We start from the raw sequence: 19,599 nt of genomic DNA on the forward strand, positions 1-19,599 counted from the left end.
AAGAGTGAATAGATCTTTTGAATTATTGAGGATGAGACCTTCTTTATTGACATTGAATTCTTTGAAGTAATTATTAGAGATACCTCTAGGATTAGGAGAAGAGATGTTGATGATAGGAATGTGATTATAAAAATGGATATTAAATGCCTTGTTGCTGGATTGAGCGAAAATTATTTAGTTAAAGAGAAAATCAGGTCTTTGTATTATTAAAAATTTTGAATAAATAGGGTATCTTTATAGCAAAAAAACGAGTTGGAGCAATGAGAGATATTCTAATAAAATCAAGCCAAGTCTATTATCAGTTTTTGGCTGAAAATGATCGGGGGCTTGATAGCATAAAAATTGTGGATTTTAATATTTCTAAAAATGAGATTTATTTTTCTTTGAGGAACAAAATATTCAATCTTGAGAGCTTGATCTTAAGGATTGGAGAGAGTGATTTTTATATCGGAGAAGATGGAGTAGGGGCAAAGTATTATGATGAACAATCAAATATTTTGTGTCTAGAGGTTGATGATGGGATATGCGATAAAATCAAAAAAACCAAAAAGCAAGAAATCGCTATTTTGAGTGATTTGAAATTTTTGGTTAAAAATGTTGAGGATTTCTTTTTGCAAGGCGATGAGATCTTCTTGCCAGATAGGATTGGTATTTTAAAGCCTGATATTTCAAAAGAAGCTACCTTGGAACAGAGGGTTGCGATTGAAAATATTTTTTCCCATCCAATCACGTATGTATGGGGGCCTCCAGGTAGCGGTAAAACACAGATTGTTTTGTTTGAATCTCTTTTAAATTTTATTTATGCTGGTAAGAAAGTTTGTGTCTTAGCCCCTACAAATAACGCACTAGAGCAGGTTTTAAAAACCCTTATAAAGAAATTTGATCAACTAGGATTGAACCGAGAGAAAATTCTTCGCTTAGGCATGCCTACAAGTTCATTTTTGAACGATTATATTGAGGTTTGCGATCCAAATGTTTTGAAAAAGACTAGTTCTTTGAATCTCTTTAATTTTGATATTAACACTAAAGATAGACTCAAAGAATCCTTGCTTGTTGGAATGACCGTGGATGGATTTATTAAAAAATATAGGGGATTAGAAATAAATTTTAATCATATTTTTCTTGATGAATGTGCTTTCACTCCTCTTATAAAGGCCTGTGCATTATGTGTGGATAATACACCGCTGACATTTTTAGGAGATCATAAACAGTTAAGCCCTATTTGCGAGATGCCACAAAAAGATATTTCTGTAGGAGATAACTTTTATGCTAATTTGTGGAATTTATCTGCACTTAGCATGGAGGAATTTCTTAAAAGTGAAGCTTTGAGTAAAAATCATCAGATTTTCCATAAAACCCAATATCAGGAAATTGTCTTTCAAGACATTTATGTTACTAAGCTTACTAAAACTCATCGTTATGGAGATAATTTAGCAAAAATTTTAGATTCTTATATTTATAAAAATGGTCTTAAGGGGATTGATGAACACACAGAGCTTTTTTATATTGATAGTAGATCGATTGCAAAAGATGAAAAACATATCAATAGCTCTGAGGCCAGAAACGCACTAGAACTCTCACGTATTCTAGGAAATACTGATTATGCTATTATCACTCCATTTGTGAAGCAAAGAAAATATATGATTGATGTTGGAATCCCTAAAGATAGGGTTTGGACGATTCATGGTTCGCAGGGACAAGAGTTTGATACGGTTGTATTTTCTCCTGTTATGTTGCATTATCATCTCACTGATTCTTACAACTTTAAGGCATTACACGCTTTAAATGTTGCAGTTAGTAGGATTAAAAAGCGATTGATTGTGGTGTGTGATTATGAGTTTTGGAAAATGCAACAAGGACAGTTCTTGAAGAATATCCTTGATATTTCCAAACCATTTGATAAGGCGATTGATTTGAATTTATGATTTTAACTCGCCATATTTATAGTAGGCAGCACAAGCACCCTCTGAGCTTACCATACAGCTTCCTAGAGGGTTAAGCGGTGTGCAAGATTTGCCAAATACTTTGCAATCAGGAGGTTTGGTAACTCCTCTTAAAATATCTCCACAGCGACAGGCTTTATTGTCTTTGATAGGGGTTTTATTCAATATATCATCAAATATGATCTCAGCATCAAGATGGGTATATTCTTCTTTGAGTTTTAGGGCTGAGTAAGGAATATTTCCTAGTCCTCTCCACTCAAAATTTTCTCTAGCTATCATAAATTTTTCTACCATCTTTTGTGCTTTTGTATTTCCTTCCATATTCACAATGCGTGAATATTGGATTTCAAGCTTATAGTTTTGCTCTATTGTCTGTAATACAAGTTTTAAGATACTCTCCATCATATCTACAGGTTCAAAACCGCTCACAACAATAGGTATGCGATATTTATCTAAAAGAGGTTTATAAATTTTTGCACCTGTGATAACGCTCACATGGGATGGAGCTATCAAGGCGTTGATCTTGCAATCCTTATGCGAGAGAATCGTTTTTAGGGGAGGAGGGACTAAGACGTGATTGATGTGAAAAAAAAGATTTTTTATATTTAAATCTAAAACTCGCTGCAATAAAGAAGCGGTCATCGGCGTTGTGGTTTCAAATCCGATAGCAAAATAAATCACTTTTTTATCTGGATTTTTAGATGCAATTTCTATTGCTTGTAAAGGAGAATAGATGAAGCGAACATCTTTTCCATTAGCTCTAGCATCTTGAAGACTTCCTTTAGATCCTGGAACTTTCATCATATCCCCAAGCGTGAGCAAGATGGTATCTTGTGCGGATGCAATATCATATGCTTGATCAATTCTATTTTTAGGCATAATACATACAGGGCAACCTGGTCCGTGTATGAATTCTATATTTTCAGGTAGCAATCTGTTTAATCCATAACGCATTAAAGTATGTGTGTGTCCCCCACAAACCTCCATAATATGAAGTTTTTTTGGTAGTTTGGAGGCTAAATTTGTTATGATGTGTGATAAAGCAAGAATGGTTTTTTTGTCTCTAAAAGAATCAATCAACAAAGTCTCGTCAATATTCTTTGATTTGTTTATTATCATATTTTTTATACTCGATATTCTTCATCGACATATTCATCTTCCATTGAGTCTATCATTTGTTCATAGAGTTTGATAGATTCTAGGGCATCTTGTTCATTTATTTTGCTCATCACATAACCAATATGCAACAGAACATACTCGCCAATATGGACTTCTTCATTCATTAGATCTAAACTTGCTTGACGCCTTACTCCAAGTGTTTCAAGTGTCGCAGTGTTGCTTTGTTGGTCAATTGTGATAACTTTAGAGGGGATAGCTAAACACATTTTATCTTCCTTTAAAATGAGTGTTTGGAATAATAGCCTTGTTTTTTGCTGTTTATGATAAAATCTTTGAAATTTTCCAGACTTTTTTTATCCTTGCTACTTGTCAAAAATATCGGCACATTTGGTTTGAGTTTTGCCATATCTTCTTGTACTTGGGAAACTCTAAAACCAAAGTAATCAATCATATCGGATTTACTGATAAGCACAACATCTGCACATAAAAACATTGTAGGGTATTTTAGAACTTTATCATCACCTTCTGGTACAGAAAGTAATACCACATTTAGAGCCGCTCCTAGATCATAACTAGCTGGACAAACTAAATTTCCCACATTTTCAATCACAAGATAATCCACTTTATTAATGGCGCCTTCTTTTTTGAGTTTTTCATATGCTAACTCTACCATACTTGCCTCAAGGTGACAAGCTTCTCCTGTGGTGATTTGCTCGGCAAAAACCCCTTTTTTAATCAGCCTATCAGCATCACGATTTGTTTGTAAATCTCCTTCTACAACACAGAATTTAAAATCATCAAAATCTGCTAAATTCTCCAATAAGGTTGTTTTGCCACTTCCAGGAGAGCTCATCAAGTTGATAGTGTATAGGTGTTCATTTTTATACTTTTCTCGTAATTCGTTTGCTTTGAGGTCATTTTTGCTTAAGATTTTTTCTACGATCTGGATATTTTTTTTGTTTAGGTTTGGATTATTGTTCAGGGAGTTTTCTCGTGTATTCATTTTCAATGCCTTCTTCTAGGGTTTGACGTATTATACTTTTTGCATTTAAATATTCAGAGCAATTTCACAAGAAGTCCAAATCTTCCGGTGATACAATCTCTGCGATAAGAAAATAGGTTTGTTTCGCAACAAGAACAAGTTGGTAAAATTTGTATGTTTTCCCTTTGAATATGGCATTTGAAAAGTTGATCTTGGATCCATTTAATCATATCTAGCTTGAATTTGGAATCATTTTCATTGATGTAAGATTTTTTAAAAGATTGTGCGAGTTCTTTGTTGATTTCATAACAGCATTTCCTGATGGAGGCTCCTACAAAGACCATCATATTTTCAGGTTTTCCTCCATATGAAGCTATCATTTTATGGATTGTTTTAGGAATTATAGAATTCATTAACCCCTTTCTTCCTGCGTGAATAAGGGCGAAAGATTCAATATTTGGATCATAAATTAATATGGGGTTGCAATCTGCCACCATTATCATGCAAGCACGATCTTTATCATTGCATATCATAGCATCTCCTATTCCTATAAATCCATCTTTGTAATGCTTTTTATCTACATCTAGGATAATATCGCTATGTGTTTGTTCCATCCATAAGAATTCTTTGTCCTGGCAAAAGATATTTTGAATTATCTTCCTATTTTTATCCACATGAGATTTGTCATCTCCTACATGATAAGCAAGGTTTAAGCTTTCATAAGGATAAAGACTTGTGCCCTGATGCCTTGAGGTTAATATGAAAGCAATATTTTTATTTTTAAATACAGAGCTAGTTTTGCTCGAATAAAAGATACTTTCATGGGTCATTTTGAAAATCCTTTCAAAGTGGATTGATCCACATCAATAAAATGATTTTATTTTAGCACTAAAATCATTCTCATAAACCCAAATTAAAGGAAGGTTTTGAAGCTAAATAAAGATTTATTCCTAGCTATTTTAGCTGTTTTTATTTTGGTTGTTGTTGCAGGAGGGGCGGTTTTTACCTTCTATAATGCGGAAGGTTTTTCGTATTTTAGTAACAACTCTCAAGCCTGTAACAATTGTCACGTGATGAACGAAGTGTATGCTGATTGGAATAAAAGTTCACATAAAAGAGTTGCGACTTGTGGTGATTGTCATTTGCCTCATAAGTTTATCTCCAAGTGGATAGCGAAGGCTCAAAGTGGTGTGGGACACGCATATGCATTTACTTTTGTTAAGGATCTCCCCACACATTTTAGTGCTACAAAAAAGACAGAGGAAATCGTTCAGCAAAATTGTATCAACTGCCATTTGCCCTATGTGCAAAATGTTGTGAATCCAACGTTGCAAAATGCTCATCAAGATAAGTCTCTGAAATGTGTATCTTGTCATAAGGGCGTGGGGCATTCACGTGGATTTTAATTTTAGGAGGAGTTAATGAGAAATAAGATATTGTGGATTGTGATTGTAGTAGGAGTGTTGGTAGGTGTAGGGGTTTTTTGGTTAAATTCGGACATCACACAAAAGAAATATGAGGCTTCAAGTGTAGGTAAAAACCCCATAATTGAACTCAGTGATAACGACCCTAGATTTGATAGTTGGGGCAAAAATTTTCCAGAGTATTTGGATATGTATCTGAGTGTTCAAAACCAAGAGCCAAAGCCCACTGAATTTGGAGGGAATCTTTCTTATAATAAATTGATGAGATACCCTCAATTGACTTTATTGTGGGCGGGATATGCCTTTGCTGTAGATTTTAATGAAGAACGAGGTCATTTTTATGCACAAAATGATCAAATGAGCACAGGAAGAAATCATAAAGATTTGCTCAATTCTTCTGGTTTGAAGGCGTTTAATGGTCAGCCTACTGCTTGTATGAATTGTCACAGTGGATGGGTGCCTTGGCTTTATAAAAATGTTGCCAAAGAAGATTGGAGTGCTTTTAATACAACCCAATATTGGACAATGATAAAAAATGTTCCTTTGATGGATGGTCAAAAAGCTGACAGCATAGAACATAGAGGAATGCACGGTGGCACTAGAATGGGGCTTACGTGTGCGGATTGTCATAACCCAAATGATATGGGATTAAGAATCACACGACCTGCGGCTATTAATGCTTTGATTGCTAGGGGTTATAAAGCTGATAGTGTTCAAGGAATCAAAGCAAGTAGGCAGGAAATGAGAACGTTGGTTTGCTCACAGTGCCACGTTGAGTATTATTTCCGCCCTACAGGTAAAAAAGTGAAGATCATGGGGGAGAGTATTTCTGCAGATACAAATGCTAAATGGTGGAATGGAACACAAAAGACCTATGATGAAATCGATATTTGGAGAAATGGAAATAAACCTATTGAAATCGTTGCCGATGGGATTGAATTGACTTTTCCTTGGAATGAATGGAAAAAGGGCAAACCCTTTAGAATTGAGATGTTAGATGATTATTATGATAAAAATAAGGATGTTTTCCCTTATGATTGGATTCATAGGGATACAAAAGCCCCAATGCTAAAAATCCAACATCCAGAATCTGAAATGTATAGCGGTGGTATTCACGCTGCTAATGGTGTAAGCTGTGCTGATTGTCATATGCCATACACCCGAAAAGGTTCTAAGAAGGTGAGTCAGCATAATATCACTTCTCCTTTGAATGATATCAATAGTTCTTGTAAGAGTTGTCATGCTCAAAGTGAGGATTATTTGAGAAATCAGGTCTATAATATTCAAAATTCTGTTGCTTTTGATCTCAGAAGTGCTGAATATGCTATTGTGAGTTTGATTGTGGATATTAAATATGTGCGTGGAGAGCTTGGTAAATTGAGTCTGTATCAGACAAATAATAAACCTGATGAAGGGAAAATTTCAAAAGAACTTCAAGAGATCCTGATTCTTCATCGCAAATCTCAAATGAGAGCTGATTTTGCAAACGCAGAGAATTCAGCAGGATTTCATAATCCTCAGGAGGCTTCAAGAATGCTTTTACAAGCTATTGATATGGCAAGAAGAGGCCAGATTTTACTAGCAGAAGTAGCCAGTAAAAATCACATCAAGTTTAAAGCTTCAAATCTGACTTTTCAAGATATTCAAAAATTTGCACCCAAAGAGTTGAGGTGGCAAGTTGATGTTGGGAATCATAAAAAAGGAGATAGGTTCTATGAGGAAAAAGATGTAAATGTCGCTCCCCCTAAAGATTTGATCAAACTAGATGAAAATATCAAACCTTATCGTTATCAAGTATTGGATAAAACAATCAATATTCATTAAAAATATATTTCCTCTCTTATTTGGAGAGGGAATATTCCACCCAATAATCTGCTATAATCATTCAAACAATATTTAAATTTAAGGCGAGGATATTTCAATGTTTAACAGGAAGGTTTTAAATATTTTCTTGATTTTAGGGGCTCTAGTTATTGTAGTTTTGTTGGGCGTGGGGTATAAGATTAGTTCTGATTTTAGGCATCAGTTACAGATAACTTTGAATCAATCTGTTCAAGCATTTAGTGATGAAATGGAAAAAAATAACTATACCCAGATTGAATTTAAACCTTTTGTATGTTCAGGAATACTTGGTTATGAGTGTGTTAGTAAGAATGTTACAATCATGCAAAGAGATACGAAAGAAAAATTGATAGAACTAAGTGAAGTTGCTTTGCGTCTAAATGATTTTCAAACCAGCGAACTCAATGCATCAATTGAGATTTCTAAGATTTCTTCGGGTGTTTTTGATGATGAGATCAAGGGCAATGTAGATTCGAATATGTTTGGACTTTATAGTATTTTAAAGCCAAATGAATTGAAATGTGATCAAAAATATAAAATGCTAGATAAAAAAACAGGTGAAATGCAGATAAAATCACATTGTGAAATCAGAAGCAATGCACTAAATTATGAGTTTAGCCAACTTCAAAGAATAAAAAATGAGAAAATGATAAACAAAACAGCTTTGAAATCAGTTACTAGTTATTTCAAAGATTTTGGTTCAAGCCAGAAATCTGTTGAAAAAATCAAGAGTTATGATTTTGCCATTGACGAGATAGCTTTAGGGTTAAATTCTACAAATCTTAAAAAATCCTTGTATCCGATTGTTCAGTCAATCTATGAACAGGCACAACCTGAGAGTGGTTTTGATGATGGAAAATATAATCTTGTTATTGAAAATTTTAAAAATCTTAGCGGTTTTGTTCTTGGGGCAATAGGTGTTTTGGGTAGTCCTTATCAAGATGGTGTGCTTGGATTTGTAGATGGGCTCAAACAGATGGCTACAAATCAAGCTTCGGGGGTAAAAATCTCACTTCTTCCTAAGCAAGAAAAGGGATCTTATTTCAATCTCTCTTCGGATATTTTCTTAAATATTGAGCATCAAGGAACGCAACAAAAAATACTTGCTAAAATTTTCAATAACTATGATTTAAAAACTCAAGTCATTCCTAATGCCACAAAATAGAAATAATAAAAAAGGTAAGGGAGGTCTGAAAAGACTTTTTAATGCCTTTTTTTATTCTAAAGATGGATTTTTGAGTGCTTGGAAGGATGAAGCAGCCTTCAGGCAGGTCTTCATTTTGGCGGTTTTGTGTATTTTGGGAACTTTTGTTATTGCAGATTCTTGGAATGAAAAGATTCTTTTGATATTGCCTCCTATTACATCTATTATTGTGGAGCTTATCAATAGTGCGATTGAAAATGCGATTGACTTCACGAGTTTAAAATCCCATCCTTTAGCTAAAAAAGCAAAAGATATGGGAAGTGCAGCTCAATTTGTGGCATTGGTTTTTTGGATATGGGTTTGGGGAAGTTTTCTATGGGATAAGTATGGTGTTTGAGAGATTAAGCAAAAATAAGTTAAAATACTTGAAAAGTAATCAGAAAATAATGGAGCGTTAATGGACAATTTGTTGGATAATACAAGCGTGGTAGATGTAAAAATTGATGATTCTGTTAAAGAGAGTTATCTTGATTATTCAATGAGTGTCATCATTGGACGTGCCTTGCCTGATGCAAAAGATGGACTCAAGCCTGTGCATAGGAGAATTTTGTATGCAATGAGTGAGCTTGGATTGACTTCAAGGGTAGCTTATAAGAAAAGTGCGAGGATTGTAGGGGATGTTATCGGTAAATATCATCCACACGGCGATACTGCCGTATATGATGCACTTGTTAGAATGGCACAGGATTTTTCAATGAGACTTGAGCTTGTAGATGGACAAGGAAATTTTGGTTCCATTGATGGCGATAATGCTGCGGCAATGAGATATACAGAAGCCAGGATGACTCAAGCAAGTGAAGAAATATTAAAAGACATAGATAAGGATACAGTCGATTTTGTGCCAAACTATGATGATACACTCAAAGAGCCAGATGTTCTACCTAGTCGTATTCCAAACCTTCTTGTTAATGGTTCAAGTGGCATTGCAGTTGGTATGGCAACTTCCATACCCCCGCACCGAATAGATGAAATCATTGATGCTCTCATTTATGTGATTGATACCCCTGATGCTTCTTTGGAAGAATTGATGGGATTTGTGAATGGCCCTGATTTCCCTACTGGTGGAATTATATTTGGAAAACAAGGAATCATAGAGGCTTATAGGACAGGTAGGGGCAGGATAAAAGTAAGGGCAAAAGTTCATATTGAAAAAACAAAGACAAAAGATGTTATCGTTATAGATGAGGTTCCTTATCAGACTAATAAAGCAAAGCTTGTTGAACAAATAAGTGAATTGGCCAAGGATAAAATCATTGAAGGTATTTCAGAAGTAAGAGATGAATCTGATCGTGAAGGTATCAGGGTTGTTATTGAACTCAAAAAAGAAGCCATGAGTGAGATTGTCCTTAACCATTTGTATAAATCTACTACGATGGAATCTACGTTTGGAATCATTCTTTTGGCAATCAATAACAAAGAGCCAAAGATATTCAGCCTTTCTGAATTGCTCAATCTTTTTATATCTCATCGCAAAACTGTTGTGATTCGTAGAACAATTTTTGAATTAGAAAAAGCAAAGGCAAGAGCACATATTTTAGAAGGGCTCAAGATCGCACTTGATCATATTGATGAGGTTATCAAGCTTATTCGTGCTAGTAAAGATACCGATGAAGCAAAAAGTGGCTTAATGGAAAAATTTGGCCTCTCTGAGCTTCAAAGCAAAGCCATATTAGAGATGAGATTGCAACGTCTCACAGGGCTAGAACGTGATAAGATTGAACAAGAATATAAAGAATTGTTGGCACAAATTGAAAGACTCAATGCGATTCTTAAAAGTGAAGATGAACTCAAAAAAATCATAAAAGAAGAACTCATAGAGATAAAAGAAAAGTTTAGTTCGCCTAGAAAAACACAAATAGAAGAAGATTATGATGCTATTGATATTGAAGATTTGATACCTAATGAATCTGTCGTTGTAACAATGAGTCATCGTGGGTATGTTAAACGTGTGCAGCTCAAAACTTATGAAAAACAAAATCGTGGAGGCAAGGGAAAAATATCTGGAAATACCCACGATGATGATTTTATTGAATCGTTTTTTATTGCAAATACGCACGATACTATTATGTTTGTAACTGATAAAGGGCAGTTGTATTGGCTCAAAGTCTATAAAATCCCAGAAGCAGGTCGAACAGCAATAGGCAAGGCTGTAGTTAATCTTATCAATCTTTCAGCAGATGAAAAAATTATGGCAACCATAACAACAACTGACTTTAATAATGATAAATCTTTGGTATTTTTTACCAAAAATGGTATCGTCAAACGAACCAATTTGAGTGAGTATAGCAATATTAGAAGTGTGGGCGTACGTGCTATCAATCTTGATGATGGAGATGAGTTGGTAACTGCAAAGATTGTACATAAAGATGTAAAAGAGTTATTTATTGCCACATATCAAGGAATGTGTATTCGTTTTAGTGTTGATGATGTGAGGGAGATTGGAAGGGTTTCTAGAGGAGTGACTGGTATTCGGTTTAAAGCAAATGAAGATTTTGTTATTGGTGCTACAACCATCACTTCAGATACCGATAAACTTCTAACTGTGAGTGAGCAAGGTATTGGAAAACAGACTTTAGCGGGTGCATATCGTTTCCAAAGTCGAGGAGGTAAGGGCGTTATCGTTATGAAATTGACTTCAAAAACAGGGAAACTTGTGAGTGTTGTGAATGTCAATGATGAGGATATGGATTTAATGGTGCTTACTACAAGTGGAAAAATGATACGTGTTGCCATTGAAGCCATCAGAGAAGCTGGAAGAAATACTAGTGGAGTGAAGATTATCAACGTAGGTACTGAAAAAGTCGCTTATGTGAGTCGCTGTCCTAAAGAAATAACAGACGAAGAAGATGAAAGTGAGGATGGCCTAGTATAACATTATGTTAAAGAAGTTACTTTTTATAGGGATAATGCTTACGAGTTTATGTGCTTATGATTTTCAAACTTCTAAGAGCAATTCTTTAACTTTTACATCTTTGCCTCAAAAATATTTATTTTCTGATTTTAGTAAAATCTCCAATCTTTTGGCTTTGCCTTCATTGGAGATGGTTAAAAGTAATTATTTGGAAGGGGTTTTACCTCAGGTGTTGCCTTCTGCGTTTTTACCCCCAGATCTACTACAAACAGAAATAATTTCAGAACCTAAAAAGAGAGAATTTTTAATCTCCTACCAGCTTTATGTCAAAAACGGTATTCCTAAAGGTGAGCGTTATAGCATTTCAGAACCCATCAAAACTCGAATCAATAGTAGTAAATATACCTTTGATTATCGTTGTAGCATTGATACTTATATCGGAGATTTTGTGAATGATGATGGAGATTATGCTTTGAAAATTATTTTAGAGTTAAAAAAAGACTCTGTGCTTGAATGTCTTTATAAAAGTGGAGTAAAGATCATAGATGATACCTTTACTAACAACTTGCAAACTCGCACTCAAACAACATTGAGTCTTCCTGCTAGAGCCGTTAATGCTTATTTGGATAATGGTTTTTTGATATTAGAAGTTTATAAGGAGAAGAAATGAAGGTTGCTATTGTCGAAGATGATATCAATATGCGAAAAAGTTTGGAAATGTTTTTTGATGGCAATGAAGATCTAGAAATAGTAAGCTTTAAAAATCCAAAAGATGCACTCAAGTCACTTGATGATAGCTTTCACTTGGTTATAACTGATATCAATATGCCACAAATGGACGGGCTTGAGTTTTTAAGAGTTCTAAATGGTCGATATGAGGCTATTGTCATTACAGGGAATGCTACTTTGAACAAAGCAATTGAATCAATTCGACTAGGAGTGAAAGATTTTTTTCAAAAACCATTTGAACCTGAACTTTTATTGGAAGCTATTTATCGAAGTAAAAAACTCATTGAATTTCAAAAAAATTATCAACAAAAACCAAATTCACCCAAATCTTTGGATAAATCAACACAAGTAAATGAATTTATAGCTACTTCAGAGGCATTGCAGAGTGTTATTAAAATGGCTCAAAAAGTTGCACTCACAGATGCCAGTGTTTTGCTTTTGGGTGAAAGTGGTGTGGGAAAAGAGGTGTTTGCCAAATTTATTCACAACCACTCTCCTAGAAAACAAAATCCTTTCATAGCTATTAATATGGCAGCCATTCCTGATCATCTGCTAGAATCTGAACTTTTTGGCTATGAAAAAGGAGCATTTACAGATGCAAGTGTGTCAAAAGCAGGTCTTTTTGAATGTGCAAATGGGGGGAGTGTGTTTTTAGATGAAATAGGAGAAATGCCCTTATCCCTTCAAAGTAAGCTACTCAGAGCGATTCAAGAAAAAGAAATCACAAGACTTGGAAGTGCTAAAAATATCAAAATAGATGTGAGATTTATTTCTGCTACCAATGCAAATCTTAAACAGAAAGTGCAAGATGGAGAATTTCGAGAAGATCTTTTTTTTAGACTTCAAACAGTGCCTATTTGTATTCCCCCACTTAAAGACCGAATAGAAGAGATTCTTCCCCTTGCATACTGGAAGCTTGAAAATGTTTTGCAACAATATAATTTCCCCCCCAAGAATTTTTCAGAGGGTGCAAAAAAGAAAATGTTAGAATATCAATGGTATGGAAATATAAGAGAGTTATTATCTGTAGTGGAGAGAGCCACAATACTTAGTGAAGGTGATTTTATAGAAGAAGAGGATTTATTTTTAGAGAGTAGGAGTCCTAAAAAAAACTCTTCTAAAATAGCTGCTCTTGAGATTGATTTGATAAAAGAGGTGTATAAAGATTGCAAGGGAGATATCATAAAGAGTGCGGAGGTTCTAGGAATGAATTTGGATATGCTTAAACATAAGATTGCCAAATATGGATTGAATTTTTAAAATATATGCGTTTATTGGGCTAAGTTGATAAGATTTTGTTCAATTTATGTTATAATCACGCTTCTTTAAGAGATCTTAAATTTATCACTGAACTTCATATTTAAAAGGTAAGACCATATATGTCCGAAGTTATAGGCATAAAATACGATAATAAAATCTTTGATACTCAAACTGCTCAAAAAGAATGTATTAAGGGTGAAGAAATTTACTTTGATAATTCTATGGATGCATTGTCTATTATTAGGCATTCCTGCGCCCATTTGATGGCACAAGCCATTAAGGAGCTCTATGTAGATGCGAAATTTTTTGTCGGACCAGTTGTAGATGAAGGGTTTTATTATGATTTTAAAACCAGTTCAAAAATTAGCGAAGAGGATTTGATAGTTATTGAGAAAAAGATGAAGGAGATTGCAAAAAGAGCTCTCCCAATAACAAAACAGATCTTAAGTAAAAAACAAGCGAATGAAAAATTTGCAAATGATGAACTTAAACAAGCAGTTATGAGTAAAATATCAGGTGATGAGTTTGGTATTTATAAACAAGGTGATTTTGAGGATTTGTGTCGTGGCCCACATCTACCTAATACAAAATTTTTGCACAGTTTTAAACTCACTAAACTTGCAGGTGCTTATTTGGGTGGAGATGAAAAAGCTGAAATGCTTACTAGAATCTATGGTATAGCATTTGCTGATAAAGAAACTCTGAATGCCTATATTCATCAACTTGAAGAAGCCAAAAAGAGAGATCACAGAAAACTTGGTCTTGAGATGGGTCTTTTTGGATTTGATGAAGAGATTGGATCTGGTTTGCCTATATGGCTTCCTAGGGGTGCAAGGCTTCGCAGAAGAATTGAAGAATTACTCACTAGAGCACTCATTATCCGAGAATACGAGCCCGTAAGAGGTCCTGAAATACTCAAAAGTAGTGTTTGGAAAACTAGTGGCCATTATGATAATTACAAGGAAAATATGTATTTTACCCTCATAGATGATGTGGAATATGGTATTAAGCCTATGAATTGTGTGGGGCATATTAAAGTTTATCAAAGTTCAATACGTAGTTATCGGGATTTACCATTGCGGTTTTATGAATATGGGGTGGTGCATCGTCACGAAAAAAGTGGAGTGTTGCACGGGCTTTTGAGGGTTAGAGAATTCACTCAAGATGACGCTCATATATTTTGCCAACCCTCTCAGATTAAAGCTGAGGTGAGTAATATCATTGATTTTACTCGTAAGATTATGGGGGCATTTGGATTCAATTATGAAATGGAGCTTTCTACTAGGCCATCAAAATCTATTGGAAGTGATGAGGTTTGGCAAGTTGCCACCACTGCATTGGAAGATGCACTTCAAAGTAATGAGATTGATTATAAGGTAGATGTTGGAGGCGGGGCTTTTTATGGCCCTAAGATAGATATTAAGATTACAGATGCTATTGGCAGAAAATGGCAATGTGGAACCGTTCAAATTGATATGAACTTGCCTCAGAGATTTAATCTCCAATACACCGACAAAGACAATAGCTATCAGCAGCCTGTTATGATTCATCGAGCTATTTTGGGTTCTTTTGAGAGATTTGTTGCCATCTTGACAGAACATTTTGGGGGAGAGTTTCCATTTTTTATCTCACCCACTCAAATTGTTTTGATACCTATTTCTGAAGATCAACTTCCTTATGTGATGGAAATCAGAAAGAAACTTTTACATATAGGTGTGTATGCTGAAGTGATGGACAAGAATGAAACTTTAAGCAAAAAAATAAGGAATGCAGAGAAGCAACGTGTTCCTATGATAGCTGTTATAGGTTCTAAGGAAGTTGAGCAAAGAATATTATCTATAAGAGATAGACGCTCAAAAACTCAATACGAGATGCAAGAAAAGGAGTTTTTAGATATGGTAGAAATTAAAATGAAAGAGGTTAGCTTTTGAGTAAAGAAGAGTTGTTGTTAAATGAAGAAATTGATTTTGCAGAGGTTAGATGTGTTGGAGATGATGGGGAAACCTTTGGAGTTATCTCCTCACTAGAGGCTCAAAAGATTGCAAATTCTAGAGGTTTAGATCTTGTATTGATTTCGCCCAATGCGACACCTCCAGTATGTAAAATAATGGATTATGGGAAGTATCGCTATCAAGCTGAAAAAAAACTCAAAGAGGCGAAGAAAAAACAAAAACAAATTGACATTAAAGAGATAAAATTATCCACACAGATTGCTCAAAACGATATCAATTACAAAGTCAAACACGCTAGAGAGTTTATCGAAGAAGGCAAACACGTAAAGTTTAAAGTCGTTTTAAAGGGTCGTGAAAATAGTGATCCTAAAGTTGGTTTGGTTGTTTTAGAACGTGTTAATGCAATGATGGAAGATATTGCCACACCAGAAAAAGAGCCAAAAACTGAAGGTAGATACGTATCTTGGCTCTTTGTTCCAAAGAAAAAGTAGTACAATAAAATCAATCTTATGAAAGGAGAAAACAATGCCAAAGATGAAAACAAATCGTGGTGCGGCAAAAAGATTCAAGTTGAAAAAGAATCTTGTAAAACGTGGAAGTGCTTTTAAAAGTCATATTTTGACTAAAAAAAGTCCTCAGCGTAAAGCTAATTTGAATGCACCCAAATATGTTCATAGTGCGAACATTGATTCTGTAAAAATTATGCTTTGTAAGGCATAAAAGATACATAAGTGGCTCTCCTCTGCAAATAGAGGGAAAGTTTGGTCTATAAGACTTGCACCTATTATTAATTAGGTTAAGGAGAAAAATATGAGAGTAAAAACAGGTGTTGTTAGAAGAAGAAGACACAAAAAGATTTTAAAACTTGCTAGAGGCTTTTATAGCGGCAGAAGAAAACATTTTAGAAAAGCAAAAGAACAACTTGAAAGAAGTATGTATTATGCTTTTCGTGATAGAAAGCAAAAGAAAAGAGATTTTAGAAGTTTATGGATTGTCAGAATCAATGCGGCTTGTAGAATAAATGATATAAGCTATTCTAAATTCATGCACGGACTAAAGTTGGCAAATATTGATTTGGATAGAAAAATCCTTGCAGATATGGCGATGAACGATCCAAGTGCATTTGCTAAAATCGTACAGAGTGCAAAGAACTCACTCTAACTCACATTAGACTATGATTTTAATCATAGTCTAACTTAGAATTTTAATAAAATCCTCTTAAAACCTACCCCATAAAGATCAATCAAACTGTTTTTTTGCGAGATCTAGTTGTTGATGTCTTCACTGGTGATTTTGCCGATAATAGGACAATCCTCCACACAAAAGAAATGCTGAGCGTTACAAGTAGGACTTTAAAAAGCATTTCACTTTGAATATGGGTATTTTCAAACTCTGGTGTAGCGGTATAGGCAGCACCCATATTTTGTGCTTCAAGAATCGCAGGAGTGTAGTAAAGAGTGAAAATAAAGATAAGCAAAACACTTAAGATATTGATTCCCAAAAGAATGATAGAGGGCTTAAGGGAGGATTTAAACATTGATAGTTCATAGACAATGATAATAATGGCACTAAAATTTAGCAGATAATTTAGTTTGATAAAAATCTGTGTCATTAAAATTCCAGAGTCATATTGCGTGATACCCAAGCTAGGAAGATAGCTATAGGCACTAAAAATAATAGGTGCGACCACTACTCCAGAAATTATCATACCACCTATGCATGCACCTATCAACCACAGATATATTGCATTGATTAGTTGAATAATGGAAGTTAGTTTGTTCATTAAAACTCCTATGAAAATAAGTATAATCATACCAAAAGGAGCATAAAATGAAAATATTATTCAGTCCTTCTGAAGGAAAAAATCTTACGAAAATCATTTCAACACAAGATAACTTTGATTTTTTAACCCAATTACCTTTGCCAGTAAATGTCTTAAAGGAGAATCTTTTGAGGTACTTAGATATCTTAAAAGAGGATGATAATGTTATTTGCAAACTTTTTGGAAGCAAAAACCTCAAATCAAAATCTATTCTTGATGAAATGGTTTTGTCTTTAAATATTGGAAAAACTAATACGCAAGAAGCTATCAATTTATATCAAGGAGTTGCCTATAAAGCTTTAGGGTTTCAAACACTTTCCCTAGATGCTCAAAAATATATTTTTGATAATGTATTGATTTTTAGTAATCTTTTTGGGATGGTTAGGGCAGGGGATAAATTGCCTTTTTATAAATACAATCAAAATTTTAAACACGATGGATTTGGAGTTTTTGAACTTTATAAAAAACTAACTCCTATGATTGATAAATATCTAGAAAATCAGGAAATACTTGACTTGAGAGCAGAAATTTATATCAAAGCCTATCCTTTAAAAAACAAACACACGCGGATAGAATTTTTTAAAAATCAAAAAAAAATCAGTCATTATGCGAAATATTATCGAGGAATTTATTTGAAGGAAATGAGTGAAAAAAAACCTCTTAAGCCTGAATGCTTAAAAATCAATGGGTTGGAATTAGTTGAAAAAAAATATCATAACGACGTGCTAACCTTAAGTTATGAAATTATTTCTTAGAGTGATTGTTTTTTTTTAAAGTGATTAGGATTGAACAGATTTATAAAATAAATTGCAGCTATTGCGATCACTCCCCCAATAATTGTATGGAGTTTGGGAATCTCTCCAAGTATTAAACACGAAAATAATAACGCAAAAATAGGAACTAAAAGAGTAAAACTCCCGCCCTTGTTGATGCCTAATATATTCACGCCTTTATAGAAGATGGTTGTAGCAAACGTCGTGGAAAGTAATGCTACAACAATCATGCAGAACCAAAATATTCCTCCAAGATTTTGAATTTGAGGAAAACCAAAGATAAAAAATGATGGAAAAAAGACTATAAAACTAAAAAACGAGGAATAGAAATTTAAGGCAATTGCATTGATGTGGGAAGTTGCACTTTTTGATGAAAGTGTTATAGAGCCCCACAAAAGAGCTGCAATAAAAAAAATTATGTTAAATGAAGTAAATAAAGATGAAAGATGATTGATTCCCATCAAAAATACTCCAGAAACCAGTCCTAAAAAAAGACCTATTTTTTCACGCTTGAGTAGGCTATTGTGATGGATAAAAACTCCTATGATTGATGCTAGTATCGGGGCTAGAGTCGTTACAATAACTCCCGCACTTCCTGCATCGCCCAAGGATAGGCCAACAAAAAAGAGAATAGAGTAAGAAGCATTAAAAATTGAAGTGAGAAAAACTCCCTTATGTGATACTTTTGGAATTTTAAATGGAATATGCAGGTAGATCATCACAGGTACAAAAGAGAGTGCAACGAGTCCAAATCTAATACAAGCGGTTTCATAAGGTGATAAATATTCAATCATGATCTTAGATAGTGGCCAACTAAGACCCCAAAATGCCATAGCAATTAGCAATAACACCGAAAAGATGAACTCTTTTTTCATTCTTTATTTCCATGTTGAGACATATTTAGAATATCCAGGACTTCATCTTCTGTAAAACCAGCCAGAAGACGAGCTTTAATATTGGGTATTTTCCCTATAATTGAAAAATTTCTAAATTTTTTTACCAACACATCAAAAGGTACATTTGAGGTATTGGCATATTTCCACCATTTGTTTCCCTTGCTTACGTGCGAAATTTCATCATTGAGAATAACTTCAAGAGCTTGAATGATTTTGGATTTGATAGGATGGGTAGTTGTTTTTATTTTTGCAACTACAAAAGGATTAGCATCTAATCCCATTGCTTCAAGTCCCTTATGAACCAATCCCATTCGATCAAAAAGACAAGAATCACTCAATATCATTGCTTCATAGAGGTTATTATGCACATCAAAATCTCCGTAATCAAAATTTAAATCATTTAGAATTCCCCTAAGTGATTTAAAGTGATTTATTTCTTCATTTGCGACTTCTAGCCAGTCTTTATAGTATTGCATAGGAAGATTTTGAAATCTATAAGTAGCATCTAATGCCAAATCAATAGCACTATATTCAATGTGTGCTAGAGAGTGAATGATTTTAGCTAGGTTTTGTTCGCTATGGAGTTTTTTTGGACGAGATATTTTTGTTGGATGAACGATATTGCAAAAACCTGCATAAGAGGGATGCATCTGCTTTTTTGGTATATAATGATGATTGAAAGGAATCTTTCCTTCCAAAAAATTTGAATAAAAATTGGCAAAAAAGATAAATTTTTCCGATGGAGCGGAAGAAAATAAAATTTTTTCAATTGATGAAAAAAATTCATTCATTCTTTGAGCCT

General features: G+C 34.2%; 20 protein-coding genes. 13 read left to right on the plus strand and 7 right to left on the minus strand.

Translation table 11 applies throughout. The annotated features are described in order from the left end of the window. The first annotated feature begins 260 nt into the window (after positions 1-260). Positions 261-1,925, plus strand: coding sequence for an AAA domain-containing protein (locus tag BKH42_RS07380; protein WP_095295978.1), 1,665 nt, complete (start codon positions 261-263; stop codon positions 1,923-1,925). Here the strand turns inward: BKH42_RS07380 and hypD are convergent. The 4 genes from hypD to pgeF are packed head-to-tail and all read right to left on the minus strand — an operon-like array spanning position 1,920 to position 4,874. Beyond that, complete coding sequence (hypD, locus tag BKH42_RS07385; protein WP_095295979.1) at positions 1,920-3,062, minus strand: hydrogenase formation protein HypD; 1,143 nt, start codon at positions 3,060-3,062, stop codon at positions 1,920-1,922. The genes BKH42_RS07380 and hypD overlap by 6 nt on opposite strands. Positions 3,063-3,067: 5 nt before the next feature. Beyond that, positions 3,068-3,328, minus strand: a complete 261-nt coding sequence (locus tag BKH42_RS07390) for a HypC/HybG/HupF family hydrogenase formation chaperone (protein WP_095295980.1) — start codon at positions 3,326-3,328, stop codon at positions 3,068-3,070. A gap of 11 nt (positions 3,329-3,339) precedes the next feature. Continuing rightward, a complete protein-coding gene (gene hypB / locus BKH42_RS07395; protein WP_095295981.1) occupies positions 3,340-4,065 on the minus strand; it encodes a hydrogenase nickel incorporation protein HypB in 726 nt (241 codons plus the stop codon). 53 nt (positions 4,066-4,118) lie between these two features. After that, the gene (gene pgeF, locus BKH42_RS07400; protein WP_095295982.1) at positions 4,119-4,874 is read right to left on the minus strand and encodes a peptidoglycan editing factor PgeF; all 756 of its coding nucleotides are present in this window, start codon (positions 4,872-4,874) and stop codon (positions 4,119-4,121) included. 126 nt (positions 4,875-5,000) lie between these two features. Between pgeF and nrfH the strand changes: the two genes are divergently transcribed. The 11 genes from nrfH (at position 5,001) to rplT (ending at position 16,467) form a co-directional block, all read left to right on the plus strand. Further along, positions 5,001-5,450, plus strand: coding sequence for a cytochrome c nitrite reductase small subunit (nrfH, locus tag BKH42_RS07405; protein WP_257874289.1), 450 nt, complete (start codon positions 5,001-5,003; stop codon positions 5,448-5,450). A gap of 15 nt (positions 5,451-5,465) precedes the next feature. After that, positions 5,466-7,292, plus strand: a complete 1,827-nt coding sequence (locus BKH42_RS07410) for an ammonia-forming cytochrome c nitrite reductase subunit c552 (protein WP_095295984.1) — start codon at positions 5,466-5,468, stop codon at positions 7,290-7,292. Between the two features lie 97 nt (positions 7,293-7,389). Beyond that, a complete protein-coding gene (locus BKH42_RS07415; RefSeq protein WP_095295985.1) occupies positions 7,390-8,475 on the plus strand; it encodes a hypothetical protein in 1,086 nt (361 codons plus the stop codon). Further along, entirely contained in the window at positions 8,462-8,851 is a 390-nt protein-coding gene (locus BKH42_RS07420) for a diacylglycerol kinase (protein ID WP_095295986.1), read from the plus strand. Before BKH42_RS07415 ends, BKH42_RS07420 begins: the two co-directional genes overlap by 14 nt. Positions 8,852-8,911: 60 nt before the next feature. Next, positions 8,912-11,386, plus strand: a complete 2,475-nt coding sequence (gene gyrA / locus BKH42_RS07425; protein WP_095295987.1) for a DNA topoisomerase (ATP-hydrolyzing) subunit A — start codon at positions 8,912-8,914, stop codon at positions 11,384-11,386. 4 nt (positions 11,387-11,390) lie between these two features. Beyond that, positions 11,391-12,035, plus strand: coding sequence for a hypothetical protein (locus BKH42_RS07430; protein WP_095295988.1), 645 nt, complete (start codon positions 11,391-11,393; stop codon positions 12,033-12,035). Further along, the gene (locus BKH42_RS07435; protein ID WP_095295989.1) at positions 12,032-13,354 is read left to right on the plus strand and encodes a sigma-54 dependent transcriptional regulator; all 1,323 of its coding nucleotides are present in this window, start codon (positions 12,032-12,034) and stop codon (positions 13,352-13,354) included. Before BKH42_RS07430 ends, BKH42_RS07435 begins: the two co-directional genes overlap by 4 nt. 119 nt (positions 13,355-13,473) lie before the next feature. Next, positions 13,474-15,285, plus strand: a complete 1,812-nt coding sequence (thrS, locus tag BKH42_RS07440; RefSeq protein ID WP_095295990.1) for a threonine--tRNA ligase — start codon at positions 13,474-13,476, stop codon at positions 15,283-15,285. After that, entirely contained in the window at positions 15,282-15,797 is a 516-nt protein-coding gene (gene infC, locus BKH42_RS07445) for a translation initiation factor IF-3 (RefSeq protein WP_095295991.1), read from the plus strand. The genes thrS and infC overlap by 4 nt, the downstream gene beginning before the upstream one ends. Positions 15,798-15,831: 34 nt before the next feature. Then, positions 15,832-16,026, plus strand: coding sequence for a 50S ribosomal protein L35 (rpmI, locus tag BKH42_RS07450; protein ID WP_095295992.1), 195 nt, complete (start codon positions 15,832-15,834; stop codon positions 16,024-16,026). 90 nt (positions 16,027-16,116) lie between these two features. Then, positions 16,117-16,467: a 50S ribosomal protein L20 gene (gene rplT / locus BKH42_RS07455; RefSeq protein ID WP_095295993.1), complete on the plus strand. Its 351-nt coding sequence runs from the start codon at positions 16,117-16,119 to the stop codon at positions 16,465-16,467. Positions 16,468-16,549: 82 nt separating this feature from the next. Here rplT and BKH42_RS07460 read toward each other — a convergent pair whose 3' ends face one another. Beyond that, positions 16,550-17,089, minus strand: a complete 540-nt coding sequence (locus BKH42_RS07460) for a DUF4149 domain-containing protein (protein WP_095295994.1) — start codon at positions 17,087-17,089, stop codon at positions 16,550-16,552. A gap of 47 nt (positions 17,090-17,136) precedes the next feature. Here BKH42_RS07460 and yaaA point away from each other — a divergent pair, with 47 nt between their 5' ends. Further along, positions 17,137-17,883, plus strand: a complete 747-nt coding sequence (gene yaaA, locus BKH42_RS07465) for a peroxide stress protein YaaA (protein ID WP_095295995.1) — start codon at positions 17,137-17,139, stop codon at positions 17,881-17,883. Here the strand turns inward: yaaA and BKH42_RS07470 are convergent. Then, positions 17,880-18,776: a DMT family transporter gene (locus BKH42_RS07470; protein ID WP_095295996.1), complete on the minus strand. Its 897-nt coding sequence runs from the start codon at positions 18,774-18,776 to the stop codon at positions 17,880-17,882. The genes yaaA and BKH42_RS07470 overlap by 4 nt on opposite strands. Continuing rightward, on the minus strand, positions 18,773-19,588 hold the full coding sequence (locus BKH42_RS07475) for a ferritin-like domain-containing protein (protein WP_095295997.1): 816 nt from the start codon (positions 19,586-19,588) through the stop codon (positions 18,773-18,775). The genes BKH42_RS07470 and BKH42_RS07475 overlap by 4 nt, the downstream gene beginning before the upstream one ends. Positions 19,589-19,599: the final 11 nt, after the last annotated feature.

Origin of the sequence: Helicobacter sp. 13S00482-2 (assembly GCF_002272795.1) — a bacterium.
GTDB lineage: Bacteria > Campylobacterota > Campylobacteria > Campylobacterales > Helicobacteraceae > Helicobacter_J.

Bases quoted from the DNA above. Each gene is read 5' to 3' on its own strand.
- rpmI (WP_095295992.1), top strand. From the start codon at position 15,832: ATGCCAAAGATGAAAACAAATCGTGGTGCGGCAAAAAGATTCAAGTTG.
- BKH42_RS07475 (WP_095295997.1), bottom strand. From the start codon at position 19,588: ATGAATGAATTTTTTTCATCAATTGAAAAAATTTTATTTTCTTCCGCT.
- thrS (WP_095295990.1), top strand. From the start codon at position 13,474: ATGTCCGAAGTTATAGGCATAAAATACGATAATAAAATCTTTGATACT.
- BKH42_RS07420 (WP_095295986.1), top strand. From the start codon at position 8,462: ATGCCACAAAATAGAAATAATAAAAAAGGTAAGGGAGGTCTGAAAAGA.
- BKH42_RS07390 (WP_095295980.1), bottom strand. From the start codon at position 3,328: ATGTGTTTAGCTATCCCCTCTAAAGTTATCACAATTGACCAACAAAGC.
- BKH42_RS07430 (WP_095295988.1), top strand. From the start codon at position 11,391: ATGTTAAAGAAGTTACTTTTTATAGGGATAATGCTTACGAGTTTATGT.
- yaaA (WP_095295995.1), top strand. From the start codon at position 17,137: ATGAAAATATTATTCAGTCCTTCTGAAGGAAAAAATCTTACGAAAATC.
- BKH42_RS07380 (WP_095295978.1), top strand. From the start codon at position 261: ATGAGAGATATTCTAATAAAATCAAGCCAAGTCTATTATCAGTTTTTG.
- BKH42_RS07410 (WP_095295984.1), top strand. From the start codon at position 5,466: ATGAGAAATAAGATATTGTGGATTGTGATTGTAGTAGGAGTGTTGGTA.
- hypD (WP_095295979.1), bottom strand. From the start codon at position 3,062: ATGATAATAAACAAATCAAAGAATATTGACGAGACTTTGTTGATTGAT.
- BKH42_RS07415 (WP_095295985.1), top strand. From the start codon at position 7,390: ATGTTTAACAGGAAGGTTTTAAATATTTTCTTGATTTTAGGGGCTCTA.
- BKH42_RS07470 (WP_095295996.1), bottom strand. From the start codon at position 18,776: ATGAAAAAAGAGTTCATCTTTTCGGTGTTATTGCTAATTGCTATGGCA.
- BKH42_RS07435 (WP_095295989.1), top strand. From the start codon at position 12,032: ATGAAGGTTGCTATTGTCGAAGATGATATCAATATGCGAAAAAGTTTG.
- pgeF (WP_095295982.1), bottom strand. From the start codon at position 4,874: ATGACCCATGAAAGTATCTTTTATTCGAGCAAAACTAGCTCTGTATTT.
- BKH42_RS07460 (WP_095295994.1), bottom strand. From the start codon at position 17,089: ATGAACAAACTAACTTCCATTATTCAACTAATCAATGCAATATATCTG.
- gyrA (WP_095295987.1), top strand. From the start codon at position 8,912: ATGGACAATTTGTTGGATAATACAAGCGTGGTAGATGTAAAAATTGAT.
- hypB (WP_095295981.1), bottom strand. From the start codon at position 4,065: ATGAATACACGAGAAAACTCCCTGAACAATAATCCAAACCTAAACAAA.
- rplT (WP_095295993.1), top strand. From the start codon at position 16,117: ATGAGAGTAAAAACAGGTGTTGTTAGAAGAAGAAGACACAAAAAGATT.